Genomic DNA, 20,306 nt, shown 5'->3' with positions numbered 1-20,306 from the left:
GCAGAAAAAAAGTTTGGCATATTTATGGGAATTCTAAATGTGAAAAACGGTATAACACACGAGAGGATTTTTTTCAATGTTGGGAAAAAAATGGTTCCTCTTGTAACAGAACTTATACTTTCTGGAAATGATAATGGAGAATGCAACTGCAGCGATCCAAAGTTTATCACTGAGTTTTTGGTTTCAGGATTGTTTAATATCATGAATCAAATTTCTCCAGATGAGAAGATCGATTATTTGAAGGAAAAACTACCAACGATCAAGACAATGATTCTTAAACTATATAATTTTGCTGAACAGAAGGAGAGCAAATGAGTAGAAATTACGTATACACAGAATTAACAAATGCCATTGAACAGGCGATGCTAGTAGGCGGTCTTGAGTCAGAAAGTACGCAAATATCTCATTTCATTGCTGAGCATGGTGAACGTTTCCATTTTGATCCCGAAAATACACAATGGCAACATGCTCTAATTTATGTTAAGTGGTAGATTGTATTCTTTACATAGCGAGGTGAATATATTGAAAGCAGTTACATTTGAGAATGTATCAAAGACATATAATGTTGGTGACAGCGAAGTAACGGCACTTGATCATGTTAGCTTCAGCATTGAAGACAAAAGTGTCACTGTGATTTTAGGACCGAGCGGATCTGGAAAGAGTACGATGCTCAATCTTATAGGTGGCATGGATAGAGCCTCATCTGGGTGCATACGGGTGTCAGATACCGATATTTCAAAGCTCAATGAATTTGAACTAACCGAATACAGAAGGAAAAAGATAGGATTTGTTTTCCAGTTTTACAATCTGATACCATCACTTAATGCGCTAGAGAATGTCAGTATTGTGGCTAAGATGACATCACATTCGTTTGACGCAAAGGAAATGATCCGTAGTGTCGGGCTGGAGGATAGATGTCAGCATTTTCCTGATGAACTTTCAGGCGGAGAAATGCAGCGCTTGTCTATCGCGCGTGCCATATGTAAAAATCCTGACATTCTTCTCTGTGATGAGCCAACAGGGGCTCTGGACAGCGCTACAGGAAGGAGTGTACTTCAACTTCTTACGGATATGGCCAGGAAATATAACAAAACCGTAATCATAGTGACGCATAATGCTTCTATTGCGCTATGCGCTAATGAAGTGATACACCTAAAGGACGGTAGGATCGAATTTTCTGAGAAAAATGAAAAACCTTTGAAGGTTGACGAGGTAAACTGGTAATGGGTACACTGTTTCGTAAAATGCTTCGTGACATCTGGCGACTGAAATCTCAGTTCCTGTCGATATTTATCATGTGCGCTCTTGGAATGCTGATATACTCAGGTATCGAGGGAGTATGGAACGGTATGGAGCAGGAAGAGACTGCCTATTTTAAGGATTCAAATCTGGCAGATATCTGGATCAGTGGTCTCGGATTTGATAATGATGATATTGGACAGATCAAAGAGCTTGACGGGATAAACGAAACCCAGCTTTCTGCTGTAGAAAGCGCATATCTGGATAGCGATTCCAATGTCAATATCTGTCTTATATCCAACAAAAACAATAAAATATCAAAGCCTTTATGTATTAACGGAAATGAATATAAGCCAACAGAAGACGGCATCTGGCTGGATAAAGATTATGCAGACAATAAGAAAATCCATGTTGGTGACCAGATTCAGATATACTACGGTGAAAAAAGTCAAAAGTTAGAAGTTAAGGGATTGGTCTACAGCCCTGAGTATATCTGCTATACAGGTTCATCTACATCCATGGTGCCGGATCATTCGAAATATACCTATGGATTCATATCAGCAGATACTCTTTCTCAGATAGTCCCTAATGCAGCCTATAATCAGATAAAAATTACTACAGATCATATAACTGACGTGGATTCACTGCGCTCAGATCTGAAAACTATTCTCAATGATAAATATATGATGTGTTATGACAGAACGGAATACACACCTGTATCTTCATACATAAATAAGATCGGGCAGATAAAAAAGATGTCTGTCATGTTTTCACTCGTATTTTTTCTTCTGGCACTCCTTACCATTTACACAACTATGACAAGAATTGTCAGGAAGCAGCGTACACAGATCGGAATATTAAAGGCGCTTGGTTTTCATCCTCTTCAGATCCAGCTACATTATGCTGTTTACGGACTTATCATCAGCATTCCGGCAGCATTACTGGGCTACGAGCTTGCACCATATACAGTAACCCCTGTCCTTCTTTCTCTGCAGAAAAAGTTTTACAGCATGCCTGAATGGTTGGGGCGTAATTCGTATTATTCAGTAATCCTTATTGTACTGCTTATCACTATCTGTACATTATCTGCCTGGATCTCATGCAGATCTATCGTAGTTGAGACACCGACTGATTTGCTCCGTGATTCTGGCAGGCAGAGTCAGAAAAAGGTCTTTGCTGAACATTTTAAAGTTCTGTGGAACAGACTGAGCTTTGACTGGAGATGGATCATCCGAGATGCAGGACAGAACAAAATTCGTACAGCAATAGGAGTTGTAGGCGTTTTAGGGAGCATGATGCTTCTGATGGCAAGCTTCGGATTAAAAGACACTATCAACATTGTAAACAGTGAGATTTATGGCAGGCAATACACTTATTATGAAAAGTTAAATCTCAGTATGTCTCCAACAGAGGATGAAGTCAAAAAAATAGAATCTCTTCTGTCAGGCGACTGTCAGTGGGTAAGCGAACAGTCATGTGAGGCAAGAAGCTCAAAGTCTGTTCATTCTGAAAGGCTGTTTATTATTGGTCAGGGTTATTTTTTCACGACATATGATACTGATGGAAATGTGCTGGAACTACCTGTTGATGGAATAATTCTATCCAGTTCTTCAGCCAGAGATCTGAATGTGAAAGAAAACGGATTTATCAGCGTACTTATAGCGGGAAAGAGAAATTATCTGAAGGTCTCCCAAATAGCAGATATAAACAGCCCTCAGGGAATATTTATGTCGCAGTCATACTGGGAATCGCTTGGCAATACATTTACAGCTAGCGCATTATTGGCAGATGACAACATGAATCTGGGCGATGTGAAGCAGATGTCTGTTATCAAAGATGCAGTCAAATTGAAGAAACAATACAGTGAGTCCGAGGAATTGCTGGACAGCGTTCAGGGAGTAATCATACTTCTGATTGCAGCAGCCATTCTTCTAAGTGTTGTGATCCAGTATAATCTCGGATTATTGAACTTTGCAGAAAAATACAGAGAATATGCCACACTTCGTGTTCTCGGCAGTTACAATACAGATATAAAGAGTCTTATCTTTAAAAGCAGCCTGATCCCCATGGTGACAGGGTGGATAATTGGCTCGATTGCCGGATGGTATTTTCTTGGACTATATGTCAGAACAGTCTCAACAACCACGATTTCATATTCACCTCATTTACGATTGATATCATATATAATTGTTTCATTAATCGTCGTAGGCTGCTCTCTTTTAATCCAGCTTATGGTGTGCAGGTTAACAGCACATATAGATATGGTCGAATCGTTGAAGTCGGTCGAATAAAATGTTGTCTTCAGAAAAAATAACCGCCGTCTGCGGATATTTAAAATCCGGTGCAAGATTACCGCACCGGGTTAACTGCATAAATCTTTTGTCTCTTGGTTCGCTGCGTTTGTGCATACGGCATAGAAACCGTCATAACGTTCCTCTATAAATTCCTATATATCGATATTTCTGAAAGAAGGGTGAAGCGATATTTCTGAAAGAAGAGGGAAGAGTCTTTACGGAGACTATCTTTTTTGTTATAAAAGAATGGATAAGTACTGGAAAATTGCAAAATATTTTCTTTTAGACCAGGAGGCCAATATGGGATTAGAGCAGGAAAATCCGGTTTTATTTTTAGAGCAGGCGAAAGAAGCGGTAAAGCAACTGGAGGATTGTAAGCTCCAAGCGGAATCAGCTGTAGAAAGAGAAAAGCAAGGAAAACTTGACTTTGAGCAGGAGACAGAAGCCCTAAAGCAAAAGATTGAAAAAACGATTCAAGAGCGTAAGAAGGAACTGGAAAGCAGCTATGAGCAGCAGCTGTCTCAAAGTGACGGAAAAATCAAAAAGGTTCAAGAGGCTAGAGAAAAGGCTAAAAATAAGGGAATCAAGGAGAGGGTAGCGGAAGAATCCGCACCTTTGAAGCAGGAAAATGTGGAATTAAAGAGACAGTATCACGGAATCTGCACCAGAGAAGGAGCACCCTTATTCTGCACCACCAAGCTTTTTGCCATTCTCTATAAGCCGGTATCCTTTTCAGAAGTCTTGGGGATGATTTTTCTCTTTTTACTTTTCTTTGGGGCGATTCCTATTTCCATCTATTATTTTCTGGTGCCCCATAGAATCCTGTTTTTGGTAGGAATTTATCTTTTGGATATCCTGATCTTTGGCGGTCTCTATGTCTTTATCGGAAACCGAACCGTTGGGAAGTTTAGAGATGTGGTAAATCAGGGGGCAGAGATTCGAAAGAAGATTAATCGAAACAAGAAACAGATGAAGCGTTTAAAGAAGGAGATTAACAAAGACTCCAATGAATCCCATTATCATCTGGAAGAGTTTGATGATGAACTAAGCCGTTTGAATCAGGAGAGAAACGAAGTGATTGCTCAAAAGCAGAATGCTCTCCATAGCTTTGAAACCGTTAATCAGAATATTATTCGGGATGAGATGGAGAACACGGAGAAAGAGCGTCTTACGACTTTGAAAGATCAATGGCAGCAGGCCTCACAGGAAAGAAACAGTTTGGAAGGAAAGGCCCAGGAACTTCAGATTTCCATTACCCAAAAATTTGAGCAGTTTATCGGAAAAAAGCATTTGAACGAAGAAGACTTGCATAGAATGATTCAGTTTTTGCAAGAAGGGCAGTGTAAGAGTCTTACAGAGGCGGTTTTAAAGCTGGAAGCGCCGGAAGTGGAACCGGTACTTGCTCCTGCCGGCGAAAGTGATTCTGAATAAAAGAATGGCTAAAAGAAATCAGATTTCCTTCCGGAACGGAAAGATAAAAGATTAGCATATTGAACTTGTTATACAAATAGGTCTGAAAGTGTAGGGATTATAAGTACTTTGTACGCCCCAACTTTCAGACCTATATTTTTTAAAAAGTATTTTACGATGTATGAGCTTTGTTTATTTTAGTTCCGTTTGCTCAAAGGGAATTCCCAGTTCCTTTAAGATCTTCTCCTCTCTATGATGACAGGTGAAAAGAAGAATCTGGGCAGGATAAGCTTTTTTCAGATAGCCAATACTGGCTGCCAGTCTTTTTTCGTCATACATGGCAAAGCTGTCATCAAAGAGGAGGGGAAGCAAGTCCCTATTTTCCCTTTGCAATAGGAGCGCCATAGAGAGACGAAGAGCCAAATACAATTGATCAATGGTACCGGTAGAGGCTTGTTCCAAGGGGAAGAAACCTTCTTTGGCATTCACATAGATATGCAGCTGTTCATCAATCCAAAGAGAATCGTAGCGTCCTCCTGTAATCTCGGACAGAGCTTTCCCGCAGTCTTCGTTTAAGTGAAAGGCAAAACTTTTTCGGATTTCTCCGGCAATTTGTCGAATACGCTCTTTAGCTTCCGAAATAGCCTCTCTCTTTTCCTGTAATTTCTCATTTTCCTCTAGAGAGGGACGAATTAAATCCGCCTTGTTTTGTAGGATGCCGTATTGGCGTAGGAGTTCTTCCCGCTGCTCTTTTTGTTTTTCTTTGTAGCTTGTTTCCAGCCAAAGGTTCTTTTCTTTTTGATAACTTTCTTCCAAAAGAGCTAAGCTTTTTTCCAATTCTTCCTTTTCTCCCCATTTTTCCAAAAGAGTATTGTAATACTGTAATACCTTTGCCTGGGTATAGGATGAACCTTCTTCACGAAGTTCCTCTTTGCTGCTGTTTTGGAACTGTAGGAAGGTGGAAATGTTTCTCTTGGCCAGAATTTCTTCAAATTCCCGCTTCTCTTGTTTTACCCACCTTTGTTGCTGTGTAAAAATCCTTCTTTGCGATAAAGCCAGAAGAAGGAAGAGTAAAAAAGCACAGAAGAAGGGATACAGGTATGCGGAGAAGCCCATGGAAAAGAAGGGAAATCTGGGCAGGGCAACACTGGTATAGGCATATAGAAAGCTTAGTGTGGTCAAAACAGCAAAGCAAAGGGCGAAGAAGCAGAAGAGGGGATAAAGAAAGATCGAGCTTTTGCCCAGTTCCTTTTCTTCCTGTTCATGACTGAGGTATTGCAGCATTTTCTCCTGTTCCAGCAGAAGCTCCTCTTTGTTGTTTAAGCCTTCCTTTTCCAAAAGAGAAGAGAGTCTGTTCCATTCTTCGCGGGTTTCTTCTATTTCCGCCACTTTCTGCTGTAGCTCCAAAGATTCCTCTTTCAAGATACAGTTCTTTGCTACAGAGCCGTTCTTTTCAAAGGATTCTTCTCCATCTGTTTCCTCTCTATTTGTTGCTTCTATCATCGCCTCTTTCGGAACTAATCCTTTGATAGATTTTTCCTCTGAAGATTGGGCTTCTTCCGCTTCTAAAAGGGAGAGACTCCTACGGGTATTTTTCACTTCTCCTAAGAGACCGGAGTATCGTTTTGTTGCATCCGGAATTATTTTTTCTCTTAGCCTTGCTTCTTCTTGCTCCAGGTAGTCCAAAGCTGCTTGAGGGTTAAGCTCCACATTACCGCTTTCTTGAAAATTGGAAAGCATAGCTTGTAATTCATAAACCATTTCCCGCTCGGTGGAAGACTTCAGCTGTCGTATGGATACGGTATTTTTAAAGCTCTCTAAGGAAAATGGGGAAAGGACAGACTGTAAAAAGCTCTCTCCTTCAAATAGCTTTTCCCCTTGGGGAAGAATAGTAATATGGGCTTCTCCTCCCTGTAAAAAGTCCCTTTGTACACAATAGCTTTTCCCCTGATGGGAAAAGGTCAAAGAACCTCCAAAGCCCAGTGCCTTGGAAAAGGGGCGGTATTGGAAAAAGATTTCTTTTTTACTGGCTCCCTTGGGGATACCGTAGAGCATGGCTTGAATAAAGGCATGAATGGTACTTTTTCCTGCCTCATTTTCTCCGTACAAAATCTGAATGGAAGGGGAGAAGTTCAGAGAATAATCGGAAAATTTCCCAAAGCCATCGATATACAATTTTTCCAGTATCATGACTTTCCTCCTTCCAGAAGGGCGGAAACGCCGTAAAAAAGACTTTGCTTTTCCATAGGGCTTAAGTCCTCCAGATCTTTTTTCAAGTAGGAACGAATAAAGAACCCCAAAATATCCTGTTGATGTTCTTTATATAGAGCATAAAAATCATACTGGGGAAGGGTTTCATCCAAGCATTCTACGATGCGCAACTCTTTCGGGAATAAACTCGAATCCACCTTGGTTTCCGGATCTCTTTTTCCGCTAAAGCGAATTTTATAAATATTCTGTTTTCCTCGTTCTTCGATTTTTTTTAAGAGTCCCTGCTTCAGTGCTTCCTGCCCCACGCTGGGATCCAGCTGCAAATAAAGGGAAATATATTGAAGGGTGGAAATCGGGAAAAAAGTAAGGCTTTCCAATCTCTTTGTGATGGGGTGAATACTTCCCAAATATACACCGTGCTCACCGGTATTTTCAGCGCTTAGAGGTTCCGGAGAACCGGGGAAAGCAGCTTTCCCATTGGCAAAAACGCTTCTCTTGCTTTCGCCACCCAAGGCAATATAGGAAAAAGGAAGGGAGGCTAGAGGACTATCTTTAGCATCTATTGCATTCTCACTGTTTTGTGCCTTCTCAAGGGATAAAAATTCTTCGGCCTTTCTTTCGTTCCAAAGTAGGATAGGAATGGCGTCTCCATGTTCCAAAGAAAAGGATTCCGCAGCGGAAAAGGAGAAGTCCTTTTCTTGCATGGCTAAAATCTCCATTTCCGGTTCCGGGAGATAGAATTTACTCTGCTCTTCTGTGAAAACATGTACATTTTCCGAAAAAGAGAAGCTTCGGAGAAAGTAATTTTCTTCCGTCTTTTTGCAAAATAAAAAAACATGACAGAAGGGAATCTTCTGAAATAGTTTATGCAGGTATTCCAAGTCCTTTTGCAAGGGAGGAAGATGAAAAATCTGTCCCATCAGAAATAAGGCATCTACATTTTCTTGTAAAACCAAATCTACGATTTTTTCTGCGGAATAGAATAGGGCGTTGGCCCGTTCTCTTCCCCAGGGATGCTGAGCATCCGGAATCATTCCTAAATGTAAATCCGCGGCATGGATAAAACGCATAAGGAATCCTTTCTAAGCTAATTTTAGCCTCCCGGATACCCGAGAGGCAAAATTTTATAATTCACAGTTTCCAACGGTTCTTGGGAAGGGGAGTACATCACGAATATTGCTCATACCGGTAATATACATAACAGCTCGCTCAAAGCCGAGACCGAAACCGCCGTGTCTTGTGGAGCCGTAACGTCTTAAATCCAGATAGAATTCATATTCCTCCAGATCCATCTTAAGTTCCTCCATACGCTTCTTTAATTTCTCATAATCATCTTCTCTTTGAGAACCGCCGATGATTTCTCCGATGCCGGGAACCAGACAATCCACTGCGGCAACGGTCTTTCCGTCCTCGTTCAGCTTCATGTAGAAAGCTTTAATATCCTTCGGATAATCCGTTACGAAGACAGGACGCTTATAAACTTCTTCGGTGAGGTAACGCTCATGCTCGGTTTGCAGGTCACAGCCCCACTCCACCTTATATTCAAAACGGTCGTTTTGTTTTTGTAAAATTTCTACTGCTTCCGTATAGGTTACTCTGGCGAATTCGGACTCCACAATATGATTTAATCTATCCAAAAGACCCTTATCCACGAATTGATTTAAGAATTCCAATTCTTCCGGCGCATTGACTAAAACATACTGAATCACATATTTCAGCATATCCTCCGCAATAAACATGACATCATCCAGATCTGCGAAGGCCATCTCCGGCTCAATCATCCAGAATTCCGCAGCATGCCTTTGGGTGTTGGACTTCTCCGCTCTGAAGGTAGGTCCGAAGGTATAGATATCTCGGAAGGCCTGGGCAAAGGTTTCTCCGTTTAACTGTCCGGAAACGGTAAGGCTGGTTTTTTTACCGAAGAAATCCTCTCCATATTGCACCTCACCCTTTTCCATAGGAACGGATTCCAAGGGCAGGGTGGTTACCTGGAACATTTCTCCTGCGCCCTCTGTATCGGAGGCTGTGATAATGGGTGTATGCACATAAACGAAGCCTCGCTCCTGGAAGAAGGAGTGAAGGGCGAAAGCTACCTGAGAACGAATACGGAACACCGCCTGGAAGGTATTGGTTCTTGGACGAAGATGCGGAATAGTACGAAGATATTCTAAAGTATGTCTTTTCTTTTGTAAGGGATAACTGGCTTCCGTATCTCCTTCTACTGTAATGGAACTGGCCTGCAACTCAAAGGGCTGCTTCGCCTCCGGCGTAGCTACCAACTTTCCTTCCACAATTACCGCAGCACCGACACCAAGCTTGGCTGCCTGTGCAAAGTTCTCTAAGCTGTCATGGTAAACAACCTGAAGCGGAGTAAAGAAGGTACCGTCGGAAATCACCAAGAATCCGAAATTCTTGGAGTCTCTGTTGCTTCGCACCCAACCGCTCACCATGACCTCTGTATCCAAATATTCTTCCTGTGATAGGAAAATGTCTCTTAATCCTGTAATTTCCATACTTCCCCCTTTATGTAAACAATATTTTTCAGTATATAGGAGAGAGAAAAAATTTTCAAGGAAATACGACGGAAACTCCCGCTAAATTGAGGGCCTAACAATCAAATATATTTTCTAAGCGATATAGTGAACTTGGGGCACGCTCTTGCTAGCTTCGCCTCGACTGAGCAGCGGTTTTGTAAACCACTGCCCTATATTGCCGAAAATTTCTTTTTTGCTTTATAGCATTCTTCAATAGAATGGGGAGGTTCATAAAAGTCTTTTCCCGAAGAATAAATAACTTTTATACAAAAAATAGAATAGGCTTGAAGTTTTTATGGTAAATATTTCGTAAAATTCGGTTTTCAAGCCTTGAGGTTAGTGCTATAATACAAATACCAGAAGGAGAAGAAGATTAAGAATTCTCTTAAATATTTGAATAGAAGTATTTGAATAGAGAGAAAGCTCTTTGTGGTTGCCAGTGCCATATGTTTTAGATGCAGAGAGGTGATGACGTGATTAAGAAAGAGATGATCGCCATGCTTTTAGCTGGCGGCCAAGGCTCACGCCTTGGGGTTCTTACAAAGAATGTTGCCAAACCGGCGGTTTCTTTTGGCGGAAAGTATTCCATTATTGATTTCCCCTTAAGTAACTGTATTAATTCCGGCATAGACACAGTGGGAGTACTTACTCAGTATCAACCCTTACGCCTGAATGCACATATCGGCATCGGTATTCCTTGGGATTTGGATCGTAATAGGGGAGGCGTTACGGTATTGCAGCCCTATGAATCTCAGGAAGATACCGGCTTTTATTCGGGAACGGCCAATGCCATTTACCAAAATATCGCTTATATCGAGAATTATGATCCGGAGTACGTGTTGATTCTTTCCGGGGATCACATTTACAAGATGGATTATGAGGTTATGCTGGAGTATCACAAGGCGATGAAGGCCGACTTAACCATTGCCGCCATGCCGGTACCCATGGAGGAGGCAAGCCGTTTTGGAATTACCGTCACCGATGAAACCGGCAGGATTATAGATTTCCAGGAGAAACCGAAGGAACCCAAGAGTAATTTGGCTTCTATGGGAATTTATATCTTTACCTGGAAAGTGCTAAAGGATGCTTTGCTACGAACCCGGGATGTGCCGGATTTGGATTTTGGAAAGCATGTTATTCCTTATATTTTCCAGAACATAGGGAATGTTTTTGCCTATGAGTTCAACGGATATTGGAAGGATGTGGGAACCTTGTATTCCTACTGGCAATCCAATATGGAACTGATTGCATTGATTCCCGAATTTAACTTGTACGAGGAATATTGGAAGATTTACACCCAGACCGATAATCCCGCTCCACAATTTATCTCAACCCATTCCCACGTAGAACGATCCGTTATTTCTGAAGGTTGTGAGATTCATGGAGAGATTTACAATTCTATTATCGGTGCCGGTGTAACAGTGGAACATGGGGCCGTCATTTCAGATAGTATTATTATGGCAAACACGGTGGTGGGAGAGAACACACATATCGACCAGGCTGTGATTGCTGAAAATGTAGAGATTGGCAAAGATTGTGTGATTGGTACCGGAGAATACCAGGATTCTGTTTATGACAGCAGGGTGTATTGTTCAGACCTTGCTACGATAGGGGAGAATTCCCTTATACCCGATGGAGTTTCCATTGGCAGAAACACGGCGATTTATGGGAAGACGGATCTTTCGGACTACCCGGATGGATTCCTTCAAAGTGGAGGAGCGATTATAAGGGAGGATGAAAGACTATGAGAGCAATAGGAATTATTTTAGCAGGCGGTAACAACAAAAGAATGAGAGAGCTTTCCAACAAGAGAGCGATTTCCGCAATGCCGGTTGCAGGCACCTTCCGTTCTATCGACTTCTCTCTTTCGAATATGTCCAATTCGCATATTCAGAAAGTAGCTGTGTTGACCCAGTATAACTCCAGGTCGTTGAACCAGCATCTGTCCTCTTCCAAGTGGTGGGACTTCGGAAGAAAACAAGGTGGACTATATGTTTTTACCCCGACTATTACTGCGGAGCATGGAGATTGGTTTAGGGGTACGGCAGATGCACTCTATCAAAACCTTGTTTTTTTACAGTCATCTCATGAGCCTTATGTCATCATTGCCGCAGGAGATGGGGTATATAAGCTTGACTATAACAAGGTACTGGAATATCATATCGAAAAGAAAGCGGACATCACCGTTGTATGCAAGAACATGGATGCAGGGGATGATATATCCCGCTTTGGCTGTCTTAAGATGAATGAGGACAGCAGAATCGTGGATTTTGAAGAAAAGCCCGTATCAACTGATGCCAGTTGTATTTCCTGCGGAGTCTATATTATCCGCAGAAGACAGTTGATTGAGCTTTTGGAAAAAGCCCATGATGAGGATCGTTATGATTTCGTAAAGGATATTCTGATTCGCTACAAGAACATCAAGCGAATCTACGGTTATAGACTGAATACTTATTGGAGCAATATTGCTTCTCTGGAGTCCTATTACAAGACGAATATGGACTTCTTAAAGAGAGATGTTCGGGATTATTTCTTTAAGCAGGCTTCTGGAGTTTATACAAAATTGGCCGACAACCCGCCTGCGAAGTACAATCCGGATTGCAGTGTGCATAACTCCATAGTGGCCAGCGGATGTATCATCAACGGAACAGTGGAAAACTCTGTTTTGTGCCGTAAGGTCTATGTTGGAAATAACTGTATCATTCGCAATTCGATTATCCTGAATGATGTGTATATCGGAGATAACAGCGTCATTGAACATTGCATCGTGGAGAGCCGGGACACCATTCGCGCCAATACAACCTACATTGGAACACCGGAGAATATCAGAATCGTCATCGAGAAAAATGAAAGGTATACCATGTAAAAAGGAAGGAGTATCATGGAGGTTACAGATGTACGGGTTCGTAAGGTTGACAAAGAAGGTAAGATGAAGGCCATTGTTTCTATCACATTTGATGAAGAATTTGTGATTCACGACATTAAGGTCATTGAGGGAGAAAAGGGCTTATTCATTGCTATGCCTTCCAGAAAAACTACGGACGGTGAGTATAGAGATATTGCTCACCCTATCCGCTCCACCACGAGAGAGTTACTTCAGCAGACCATTCTGGAGAAATACCAGGAGGATGCAGAGGAAGAAGGCGAAGGATTTTGATTTCGCGACGAAGTAAAATCTCACAAACTTGAGGCCACTAAGGACAATAATCCTTAGTGGCTTTTTGCGTACAATGCTTTACAAGTGCAAATCTTACGGTATTTTGTTTATAAATTTTTCTTCTTTGGTCGAAATGTAAAGATGGTAAGGAGTAATTTCGTTTTTTTTCTACAATGAATCAGGGAATTATGGATGCCTGAGAGTAGAACAAGCTTAAGAAATATGTTAAAATAAATGCACTAATCTATAGAGGGAATTGAATAAAGGGTTTTCTCGGAAAAGGAGTTCGGAGAAATAGTATGAATAGAATAACAGAAGTTAAGATACGCTTTATCTACCTATTGTTTTTAATTTTTGTGCTTATCTTTGTAGTGGCCAGTTCCATGCGCTACTATGATAAGCTTGGATTTTATGAGGAAAAATTTGAAGTATTACAATCCGGCTGGCAAAGAGTTTTGCCGGACGGCTCAAAAAAACGTTTATTTTCTACCGGAGAGTCTGTTCCTGAGAAGGAGCTCTTAATTGAACGACAGCTGCCCCAGGATGTTCCTTATGCGTTAACCAGCTTGTTCATTCGAACAGTGCATCAGGATATTACGGTGTGGATAGACGGTAGAGTGGTATATGAATTTAAATATGCGGATATCCCGCCATTTAATAGTAAGATTCCGCCTATTTCCTGGGTTCGTATCCCGGTACAGAAGGATCAGCTTGGGAAGATGATTCGTATTGAGCTGACCGGAAGAGGCAGAACGGCGGAGAATACCCTTGGAGGTATCTATTTCGGAGAAGACGTTTCCATTATTTGTGCCATTCTTTGGAAGAATGCTTTGCAGATTCTGGCGGCTTTTTGCCTGATGTTCCTGGGAATCGGAATGTGGGTGGAATATATTTTGGTGGACAAAAAGAGGGGAGACGAAAGAGGGGCTTATTATACGGGAGTCAGCCTATTCTTTATGGGGTTATGGCTCGGGTGTCAGATTGATGCCAGACAGCTGATTTTTAACAATATATTATTGCTTTGGAATCTGGAGTATCTGTCCCTGATTATGATTCCGGTGCCGGCGCTTCTGTTTATTAACAAAGTGGAAAAGGGCTTATGTCAAAGAGAACTCTTTTTATTGTCCTTCGTGATTTTCATTTGTGATGCCTTGATTATTTTTTCTGCGGGAGTAGGAATCTTTTCCTTCGCGGAATTAAATCTTCCCATTGATATTTTGGGGCTTATTACCGCAATCGAGGTGTTGCGCAGCTTTTACATGGTTTGGAAGAAGGATAAGCACCTCTTTAGGGAGTTGACCTGGATGATGGGGGCTTATTGCACCCTGATTGGTTTCTGTATTATTGAGTTGCTTTCCTATATGATTAGCGGCTATGCAAACCAGGGAAAATTCCTTTCTATCGGAACCATTATCTTTGCCTTCCAGATTATGCATGCTCAGGGCATTGAGTATGATAAGGTACAAAATGAAAAGAGCAAGCTGGAAATTTCCGATAAGGTACAGGCGGAATTTTTGGCCAATATGTCCCATGAGATTAGAACTCCCATTAATACCGTTATCGGTATGAATGAGATGATTCTTCGGGAGAGCCGTGATGATGCGGTATTAAGCTATGCGCAGGATATTCAGGCTTCCGGGCAGACCCTCTTGTCTTTAGTAAATGATATTTTGGACTTTTCCAGAATCGAATCCGGAGGAATCAAGCTGGTGCCTAAGCCCTACGAATTGGCTACTGTGATTCACGAAATCAACAGTATGGTTCGTTTCCGTGCAGAGTGGAAGGGACTGCAATTCGAAATCCTTGTTGACGGAGACACTCCGGCGGTGCTTTACGGAGATGCTTTCCGGGTGCGGGAGGTCATCTTAAACCTGATTGATAATGCGATTAAGTACACGGAAAAAGGAAAAATTACTCTTAGCGTAACAGCAAGGGCTTTGGACGAAGAGGGAAATTCTCCTGTGCAGTCCAAGGAAGAAACCGGGCTCAGTACGGCAAAAGCCATTGAGCTGCAGATTGCTGTAAAGGATACCGGTGTAGGTGTGAAGGAAAGTGATCAGAAGCTTATTTTCCAGAAGTTCCAAAGAGTACAGTCCGGTTGGAGCCAGAATATTCAGGGAACAGGCCTGGGACTGCCCATTACCAACTATTTTGTGGAAATCATGAACGGACACATTCAGTTGGATAGTGTGTTTGGAGAGGGCTCCTGCTTTACAGCTTATATTCCCCAGTGGCAGTTAAACGAAGACCGTATCGGAAATTATGAAGAACGGTATCAGAAGCAAAGAGGAGAGAAGAAGGACTTTAATAAGGGCTTTATTGCCAAGGACGCCAGAATTTTGGTGGTGGATGACAATGAATTAAATCTTCGTCTGGTACAGAATCTTTTGAAGAGGACAGAAGTACAGATTACCTGTGCTTTTTCCGGAGAAGAGTGTATTGAGAAGTTAAGAGAAGAGAACTTCGATATTATATTCCTTGACCACATGATGCCGGGAATGGATGGAGAAGAAACCTTGAAGAAGATTCGGGAAAATGCCTTTGAAAACCGTTATGGAAAGCCGGTTCCCGTCATCGCCTTTTCCTCCAATATGCTCCCCGGTATTCGTCAGAAGTACGTAAACACAAGCTTTGACGCTTATCTGACGAAGCCTGTGGATGGAAATGAGCTGGAGAAAACCTTGTATACCTTCCTGCCGGAGAATTTAATTCGGAAGAGAACAAATGAAGAATATTTTCAGACAGAATTAAAGAAACATGCTATAGTAGAGAAGGAAGAAGAAGAGAAAACGCTGGATCGAAGTACAGGTTTGCAGTATTGCATGCAGGATGAGGAAGTATATCGAGAAATCCTGGGGCTTTTCAGAGACAGTAGTGACGAGAAGATGCAGGAGCTGGAGAAGGCATTTGCAGAGAAGGACTACAGTAAATATCGCCTCTATGCCCACGGATTAAAAACAACCTCCCTAACGGTTGGTGCCGTGAAGCTATCTGAAAATGCGAAAAAACTGGAACATGCAGCAAAAAGAGTAGTAGACAACGTAGAGAAAGAGGAAGCCGAGCATTATATTGCCTATAATCATGAGGCTTTCATGGCTCTCTACAGGAAGACAATTCAAGAAGCTAGAGAATACTTACAGTAGTCCGGGAGTTTATCCATGAAGAAAATTAAGCTTGTGGTATGTGATGATGAGCTGGTACAACGGAAATTTTTAGGGGTCCTATTGGAACGATTTTTTAAAGAACGGATGATTCCGGTAGAGATATCTTACTATGGCTCCGGAGAGGAATTTCTGGAAAATAAAGAGCAGGATCTTAACCTTACAGATTTGTTTTTATTAGACATTTTTATGCCGAATTTAAATGGAATTGAATTGGCAAGGGAGATTAAAGAACGAAATGCTCCGGGGAAAATCATTTTTATCACAGGGGGAAATGACTATGTGACGGAGGCTTTTGAATTAAAGGCATTTTCCTACATTCAAAAGCCTGTGGAATATGAGAAATTTTCCAAAGTGCTTTCCCACGCCTTGGAAACCGTGGAAAAGGTAAAGTATATGGAAGTCATGGTGGACCGGGAGCTGGAACGGATTTATCTGGAAGACGTGGAATACGTAGAAACCATGGGAAGAAGGCTTCTCATTCACCTGCATGAAGATGATATGGAAACCTATATGTCCATGAAAGCCTTTATGGATCAACACGGGAAGGATGATTTTTTACAGATATCCCGCTATATTGCGGTATCCAAGGATTGCATTCAACGGATTACCGGGCGAAGTTTATTTTTGCAGGATGGAACGGAATTATCCATCAGTGAGAAGTATTTAGCTACAGCCCGGAAGGAACATACGGAATATTTGCATACTAAGAAGATGGCCAGCGTCTAAGAAGCTAGACATGGCCTCTTTGTGTGTTACTAAAGGATTTTCGATAAAGTAATTTTAATAGATGAATTAAAAATTATTTTGTGAATTTTTTCAAAGAAAATTAAGAATAAAAAACTTAAATAGAGCTTGACGTGTCTTTATCGTTTTTCGTATGATAAAAGCAGGATGTAAGATTTTTGTAAGATGTTTCCAGGGATGGTGGAAAAGGAGTAAAATGAGCCAGAGAGTGGTCATCGTGGATGACGAGTTGATTCCCAGAAAAATTGCAGAAAAGGCATTGAAGGATCATTATCAGGTATCTACTTATGACAATGCCAAAACCGCATTGGAGGATTTGCCGAATTCCAAACCGGATATTTTGCTGGTGGACTTGCATATGCCGGAGATGGACGGCTATGCTTTCTTGAAGGAGATTCGCCGTTTGGAACGCCATGATTTGGCTAATATTCCGGTGGTGATTATGACCTCTGACGAGGATTCCGGAGCGGAGATTAAGGGCTTTGATTTGGGCGCTTATGACTATATCAGAAAACCTTTATTGCCGGACCTTTTACTTCGCCGTGTGGAACGGATTATAAAAAGAGAGCAGATGCTGAAGCATCTGGAGAAAAAGGCGGATATCGATGTTTTAACGGGGCTTTTTAATCGAAGTGCCTGTGTACAACAAATTAACGAGTATTTACAAATGAAAAAAGACACCGGCCTTTTACTCATGCTGGATCTGGACCATTTTAAGATGGTAAATGATCGTTTCGGTCACGAGATGGGAGATCAGGTTTTGATGGAAGTGGCGAAGGTGCTACAGGGATTGGTGCGTTCCGATGATGTATTGGGGCGTATTGGCGGTGATGAGTTCATAATTTTTTATCGAGGCTTCTGGAATGAGGATGCTCTAAAGGATCGTTGCGAGGAAATTTGTCTCAAGGTGAAATCTTGCCTGGAACATGTATTAGGCTCCTCCGTTTCAGGACAATTCGGAATTTCCATAGGTGTTGCTATGGCACCTCAACAGGGCTCCGACTTTTTAAGTCTTTACCAAAAGGCGGATGAAGCTATGTATCATGTAAAGTCCGCAGGGCATGGGGGATATTTCGTTTTTTCGGAAGAGCAGGAGGAAGAAGAGGAAATCAGCAACGTAGTTTCCTTGCCGGAGATTCAGAAAAGAATTGAGGGCAGAGATTATTTTCCCGGTGCTTATATGGTGGATTATGAAGACTTTTGCAGTATCTATCATTTTTTAAAGCGGACGGGAGAGAGAGCGCAGCTTCCCGTACAGATGGTTTTATTTACGGTAGAGGAGAGTTCGGATGCGGATCGCAGAGGAACGGAGAATCGAATGCGGAATTTCGGAGGTCTTTTGAGTAAGACGATTCGAAGGGGAGATGTGGTGGTTCGCTGCGGTAACAAACAATATATGATTTTATTGGTTGGAGCAAGTGCAGAATCCAGTCATGTGGCTATTGACAGAGTGATGCGACAGCGATCTTTGGAAGAACAGGAAGAATATCCTATTCGGGTAGAAGTCAACAGCTTGATAGGTTAGTAGATAATTAGAGTATAGAACATTTAGAGTATAGAAAAGATAGGGTAAAAAAGATGAATATGTTGATTGAGGCCAACCGGCTGGTGAACCGGTTTATTTGGGGAGTACCGGCTATGGCCTGTATTCTTGGTGTGGGTTTGTATCTGAGTATCCGTACCGGATTTTTACAGCTTCGGAATTTTCCTGAGGCTATGCAGGTGACAATCGGAAGAATTTTCCGAAAAAGAGAGGCGAAGGACGGGGCTTTGACCCCTTTTCAGGCGGTTTGCACCGCCTTGGCGGCCACCATTGGAACAGGAAATATTGCCGGTGTGGCGGGAGCCATCAGTATCGGCGGTCCCGGAGCTGTCTTTTGGATGTGGATGTCCGCAATTTTAGGGATGTGCACCAAGTTCTGCGAAGTTACCTTGGCGGTTTATTATCGGGAAAGCAATAAAAAAGGAGAGCTGCTGGGCGGTCCCATGTACTATATCAAAAATGGACTGGGCAGGCAGTGGATTTTTCTGGCTTACCTTTATGCAGTTTTTGGTATTCTTACGGTGTTTGGCACCGGAAACGCGACCCAGGTGAATACGATAACAGCGGCAATTAATGAGGCCTTGTTCCATTTTTCTCTATTGCCTACGGAAGGGAATGGAAGGGTAAACCTTTTTATAGGGATAGTGATTGCTGTGCTGGTTGCTTTGATTTTGTTGGGAGGAATCAAGAGAATTGGACAGGTGACGGAAAAGCTGGTTCCTTTTATGGCTTTGTTTTATGTCGTATTGTCCTTAGGGGTTGTTTTCCTTCATTTTGATAGGGTTCCCTCTGTTTTTACTACGATTTTTGCTTCGGCCTTCTCTCCCAGAGCATTTACGGGAGGTGCTGTAGGAAGCTTTATTCTTTCCATGAAGAAGGGAATTTCCAGAGGGATTTTCTCTAATGAAGCGGGCTTGGGAACCGGTTCTATTGCCCATGCAACGGCGGATACCAGAAAGCCGGTTAAACAGGGATATTTTGGAATTTTTGAGGTGTTTGCGGACACCATTGTGATCTGTACGCTGACGGCTCTTGTAATCTTATGCAGTGGAGTAGATATTCCTTTCGGAAGAGAAGCCGGCGCTGAACTTACGATTTCAGGCTTTACCAGCACCTATGGAGCATGGTCCAGTATTTTTACTGCGGTGGCTCTTTGCTGTTTTGCTTTTTCTACCATTTTAGGCTGGGGCTTATATGGAGCTCGATTTACAGAGTTTGTTTTTGCCTCTCCTATTGCGGTAAAGATTTTTTTAAGTCTTTATGCTTTAGTGTCTATTCTGGGTGCTACTGTAGATTTATCCCTGGTCTGGTCCGTAGCGGACACCTTTAACGGTCTTATGGTAATCCCTAACTTAATTGCTCTTTTCCTCCTGTGTCCTAAGGTGTTACAGTGTATTTCGGAATATCGTAAGAGTGAAGGATAGGAGAGCTTCTGTCTTTTATCTTACAAGGATAGGAGAGACCATGTCCTTTATGCTACAAGGATAGGCGTTAATTTTTTTAGGCTACAACAGTCTTTTCGTTTTGCACGTTCATAGAGAAACTCCAATTTCCCATTTGGGTTTTCGGGGTGTGGATTTCTTCATAAGACATTAAGGAAAAGCCTGCTTTTTCATAAAAGCGGGCGTTATTTTCCGTGTTGGTAATCAGGGTGAATTGTCCCCCGCCTTCAGAGGCTACATAGGGAATTACTCCTTCTTCCAGGAATTGTGCGCCGATACCTTCCCCTCTACGGCTGTTTTTTACCGCTAAAGAGCTTAGATACCAGAAGGGGCATTTTTGGCTGTGAATTACCTTTTCCGCTTTTTCTGTCATGGATATCCATGCCAGAGTCTTGAAAATACCGCCAATCATAAAGGTTTGCAGTGCCTTTTTGGAAACGTAGTCTTTAAATTCCACACCCTTGTCCATAGGACTTTGGATTGCTGCTACGGCAAGAATTTCTCCCTCTTCTTCGGCCAGCAACATTCTCTGTTTTCCGTAGTAAATCTCCACAGCAATAGTTTGGAT

At 42.0% G+C, this 20,306-nt stretch carries 15 protein-coding genes and 1 pseudogene; 12 read left to right on the top strand and 4 right to left on the bottom strand.

Features of this window, described 5'->3' with window-relative positions; genetic code table 11:
• The 5 genes and pseudogenes from RDQ32_RS07645 to RDQ32_RS07625 all read left to right on the top strand — a co-directional run.
• A pseudogene (locus tag RDQ32_RS07645) lies at window positions 1-315 on the top strand (TetR/AcrR family transcriptional regulator); the annotation flags it as partial.
• On the top strand, window positions 312-491 hold the full coding sequence (locus tag RDQ32_RS07640) for a hypothetical protein (RefSeq protein WP_308579809.1): 180 nt from the start codon (window positions 312-314) through the stop codon (window positions 489-491). The pseudogene RDQ32_RS07645 and the gene RDQ32_RS07640, both read left to right, overlap by 4 nt.
• A gap of 31 nt (window positions 492-522) precedes the next feature.
• Complete coding sequence (locus tag RDQ32_RS07635) at window positions 523-1,224, top strand: ABC transporter ATP-binding protein (protein ID WP_308579808.1); 702 nt, start codon at window positions 523-525, stop codon at window positions 1,222-1,224.
• Window positions 1,225-1,349: 125 nt separating this feature from the next.
• Window positions 1,350-3,530 (top strand): FtsX-like permease family protein, encoded by a 2,181-nt coding sequence (locus tag RDQ32_RS07630; protein WP_308579806.1) that lies wholly within the window; start codon window positions 1,350-1,352, stop codon window positions 3,528-3,530.
• 303 nt (window positions 3,531-3,833) lie between these two features.
• Window positions 3,834-4,964, top strand: coding sequence for a hypothetical protein (locus RDQ32_RS07625; protein ID WP_308579805.1), 1,131 nt, complete (start codon window positions 3,834-3,836; stop codon window positions 4,962-4,964).
• A 171-nt stretch (window positions 4,965-5,135) separates the two neighbouring features.
• Here RDQ32_RS07625 and RDQ32_RS07620 read toward each other — a convergent pair whose 3' ends face one another.
• From RDQ32_RS07620 to asnS, 3 genes are read right to left on the bottom strand one after another with little or no spacing between them, the layout of a single operon-like run.
• Window positions 5,136-7,133, bottom strand: coding sequence for an AAA family ATPase (locus RDQ32_RS07620; protein WP_308579804.1), 1,998 nt, complete (start codon window positions 7,131-7,133; stop codon window positions 5,136-5,138).
• Entirely contained in the window at window positions 7,130-8,224 is a 1,095-nt protein-coding gene (locus RDQ32_RS07615) for a hypothetical protein (RefSeq protein WP_308579803.1), read from the bottom strand. Before RDQ32_RS07615 ends, RDQ32_RS07620 begins: the two co-directional genes overlap by 4 nt.
• Window positions 8,225-8,278: 54 nt before the next feature.
• Window positions 8,279-9,667 carry an asparagine--tRNA ligase gene (asnS, locus tag RDQ32_RS07610; protein ID WP_007156445.1) on the bottom strand — a complete coding sequence of 463 codons (1,389 nt, stop codon included), beginning with the start codon at window positions 9,665-9,667 and terminating at the stop codon, window positions 8,279-8,281.
• 494 nt (window positions 9,668-10,161) lie between these two features.
• On the opposite strand from asnS, the gene RDQ32_RS07605 reads away from it, so the two are divergent.
• The 7 genes from RDQ32_RS07605 (at window position 10,162) to RDQ32_RS07575 (ending at window position 19,720) form a co-directional block, all read left to right on the top strand.
• Window positions 10,162-11,436 (top strand): glucose-1-phosphate adenylyltransferase, encoded by a 1,275-nt coding sequence (locus RDQ32_RS07605; protein ID WP_040648599.1) that lies wholly within the window; start codon window positions 10,162-10,164, stop codon window positions 11,434-11,436.
• Entirely contained in the window at window positions 11,433-12,554 is a 1,122-nt protein-coding gene (gene glgD / locus RDQ32_RS07600) for a glucose-1-phosphate adenylyltransferase subunit GlgD (protein ID WP_308579802.1), read from the top strand. The genes RDQ32_RS07605 and glgD overlap by 4 nt, the downstream gene beginning before the upstream one ends.
• A 15-nt stretch (window positions 12,555-12,569) precedes the next feature.
• Entirely contained in the window at window positions 12,570-12,845 is a 276-nt protein-coding gene (spoVG, locus tag RDQ32_RS07595; RefSeq protein ID WP_007156442.1) for a septation regulator SpoVG, read from the top strand.
• 299 nt (window positions 12,846-13,144) lie between these two features.
• Entirely contained in the window at window positions 13,145-15,988 is a 2,844-nt protein-coding gene (locus RDQ32_RS07590; protein ID WP_308579800.1) for a response regulator, read from the top strand.
• A gap of 15 nt (window positions 15,989-16,003) precedes the next feature.
• Window positions 16,004-16,735 carry a LytTR family DNA-binding domain-containing protein gene (locus RDQ32_RS07585; RefSeq protein WP_308579798.1) on the top strand — a complete coding sequence of 244 codons (732 nt, stop codon included), beginning with the start codon at window positions 16,004-16,006 and terminating at the stop codon, window positions 16,733-16,735.
• Window positions 16,736-16,949: 214 nt separating this feature from the next.
• The gene (locus RDQ32_RS07580; protein ID WP_308579797.1) at window positions 16,950-18,278 is read left to right on the top strand and encodes a diguanylate cyclase; all 1,329 of its coding nucleotides are present in this window, start codon (window positions 16,950-16,952) and stop codon (window positions 18,276-18,278) included.
• 53 nt (window positions 18,279-18,331) lie between these two features.
• Window positions 18,332-19,720, top strand: a complete 1,389-nt coding sequence (locus tag RDQ32_RS07575) for a sodium:alanine symporter family protein (protein WP_308579796.1) — start codon at window positions 18,332-18,334, stop codon at window positions 19,718-19,720.
• 76 nt (window positions 19,721-19,796) lie between these two features.
• On the opposite strand, the gene RDQ32_RS07570 is transcribed toward RDQ32_RS07575, so the two are convergent.
• A partial coding sequence (locus RDQ32_RS07570) for a GNAT family N-acetyltransferase (RefSeq protein WP_308579795.1) occupies window positions 19,797-20,306 on the bottom strand: 510 nt, incomplete at its 5' end.

The sequence above is a fragment of the uncultured Oribacterium sp. genome (genome assembly GCF_902481605.1).
GTDB lineage: Bacteria > Bacillota > Clostridia > Lachnospirales > Lachnospiraceae > Oribacterium > Oribacterium sinus.
Note: the sequence above shows the minus strand (reverse complement) of the source record. Positions and strands in the feature narration are given on the sequence as shown.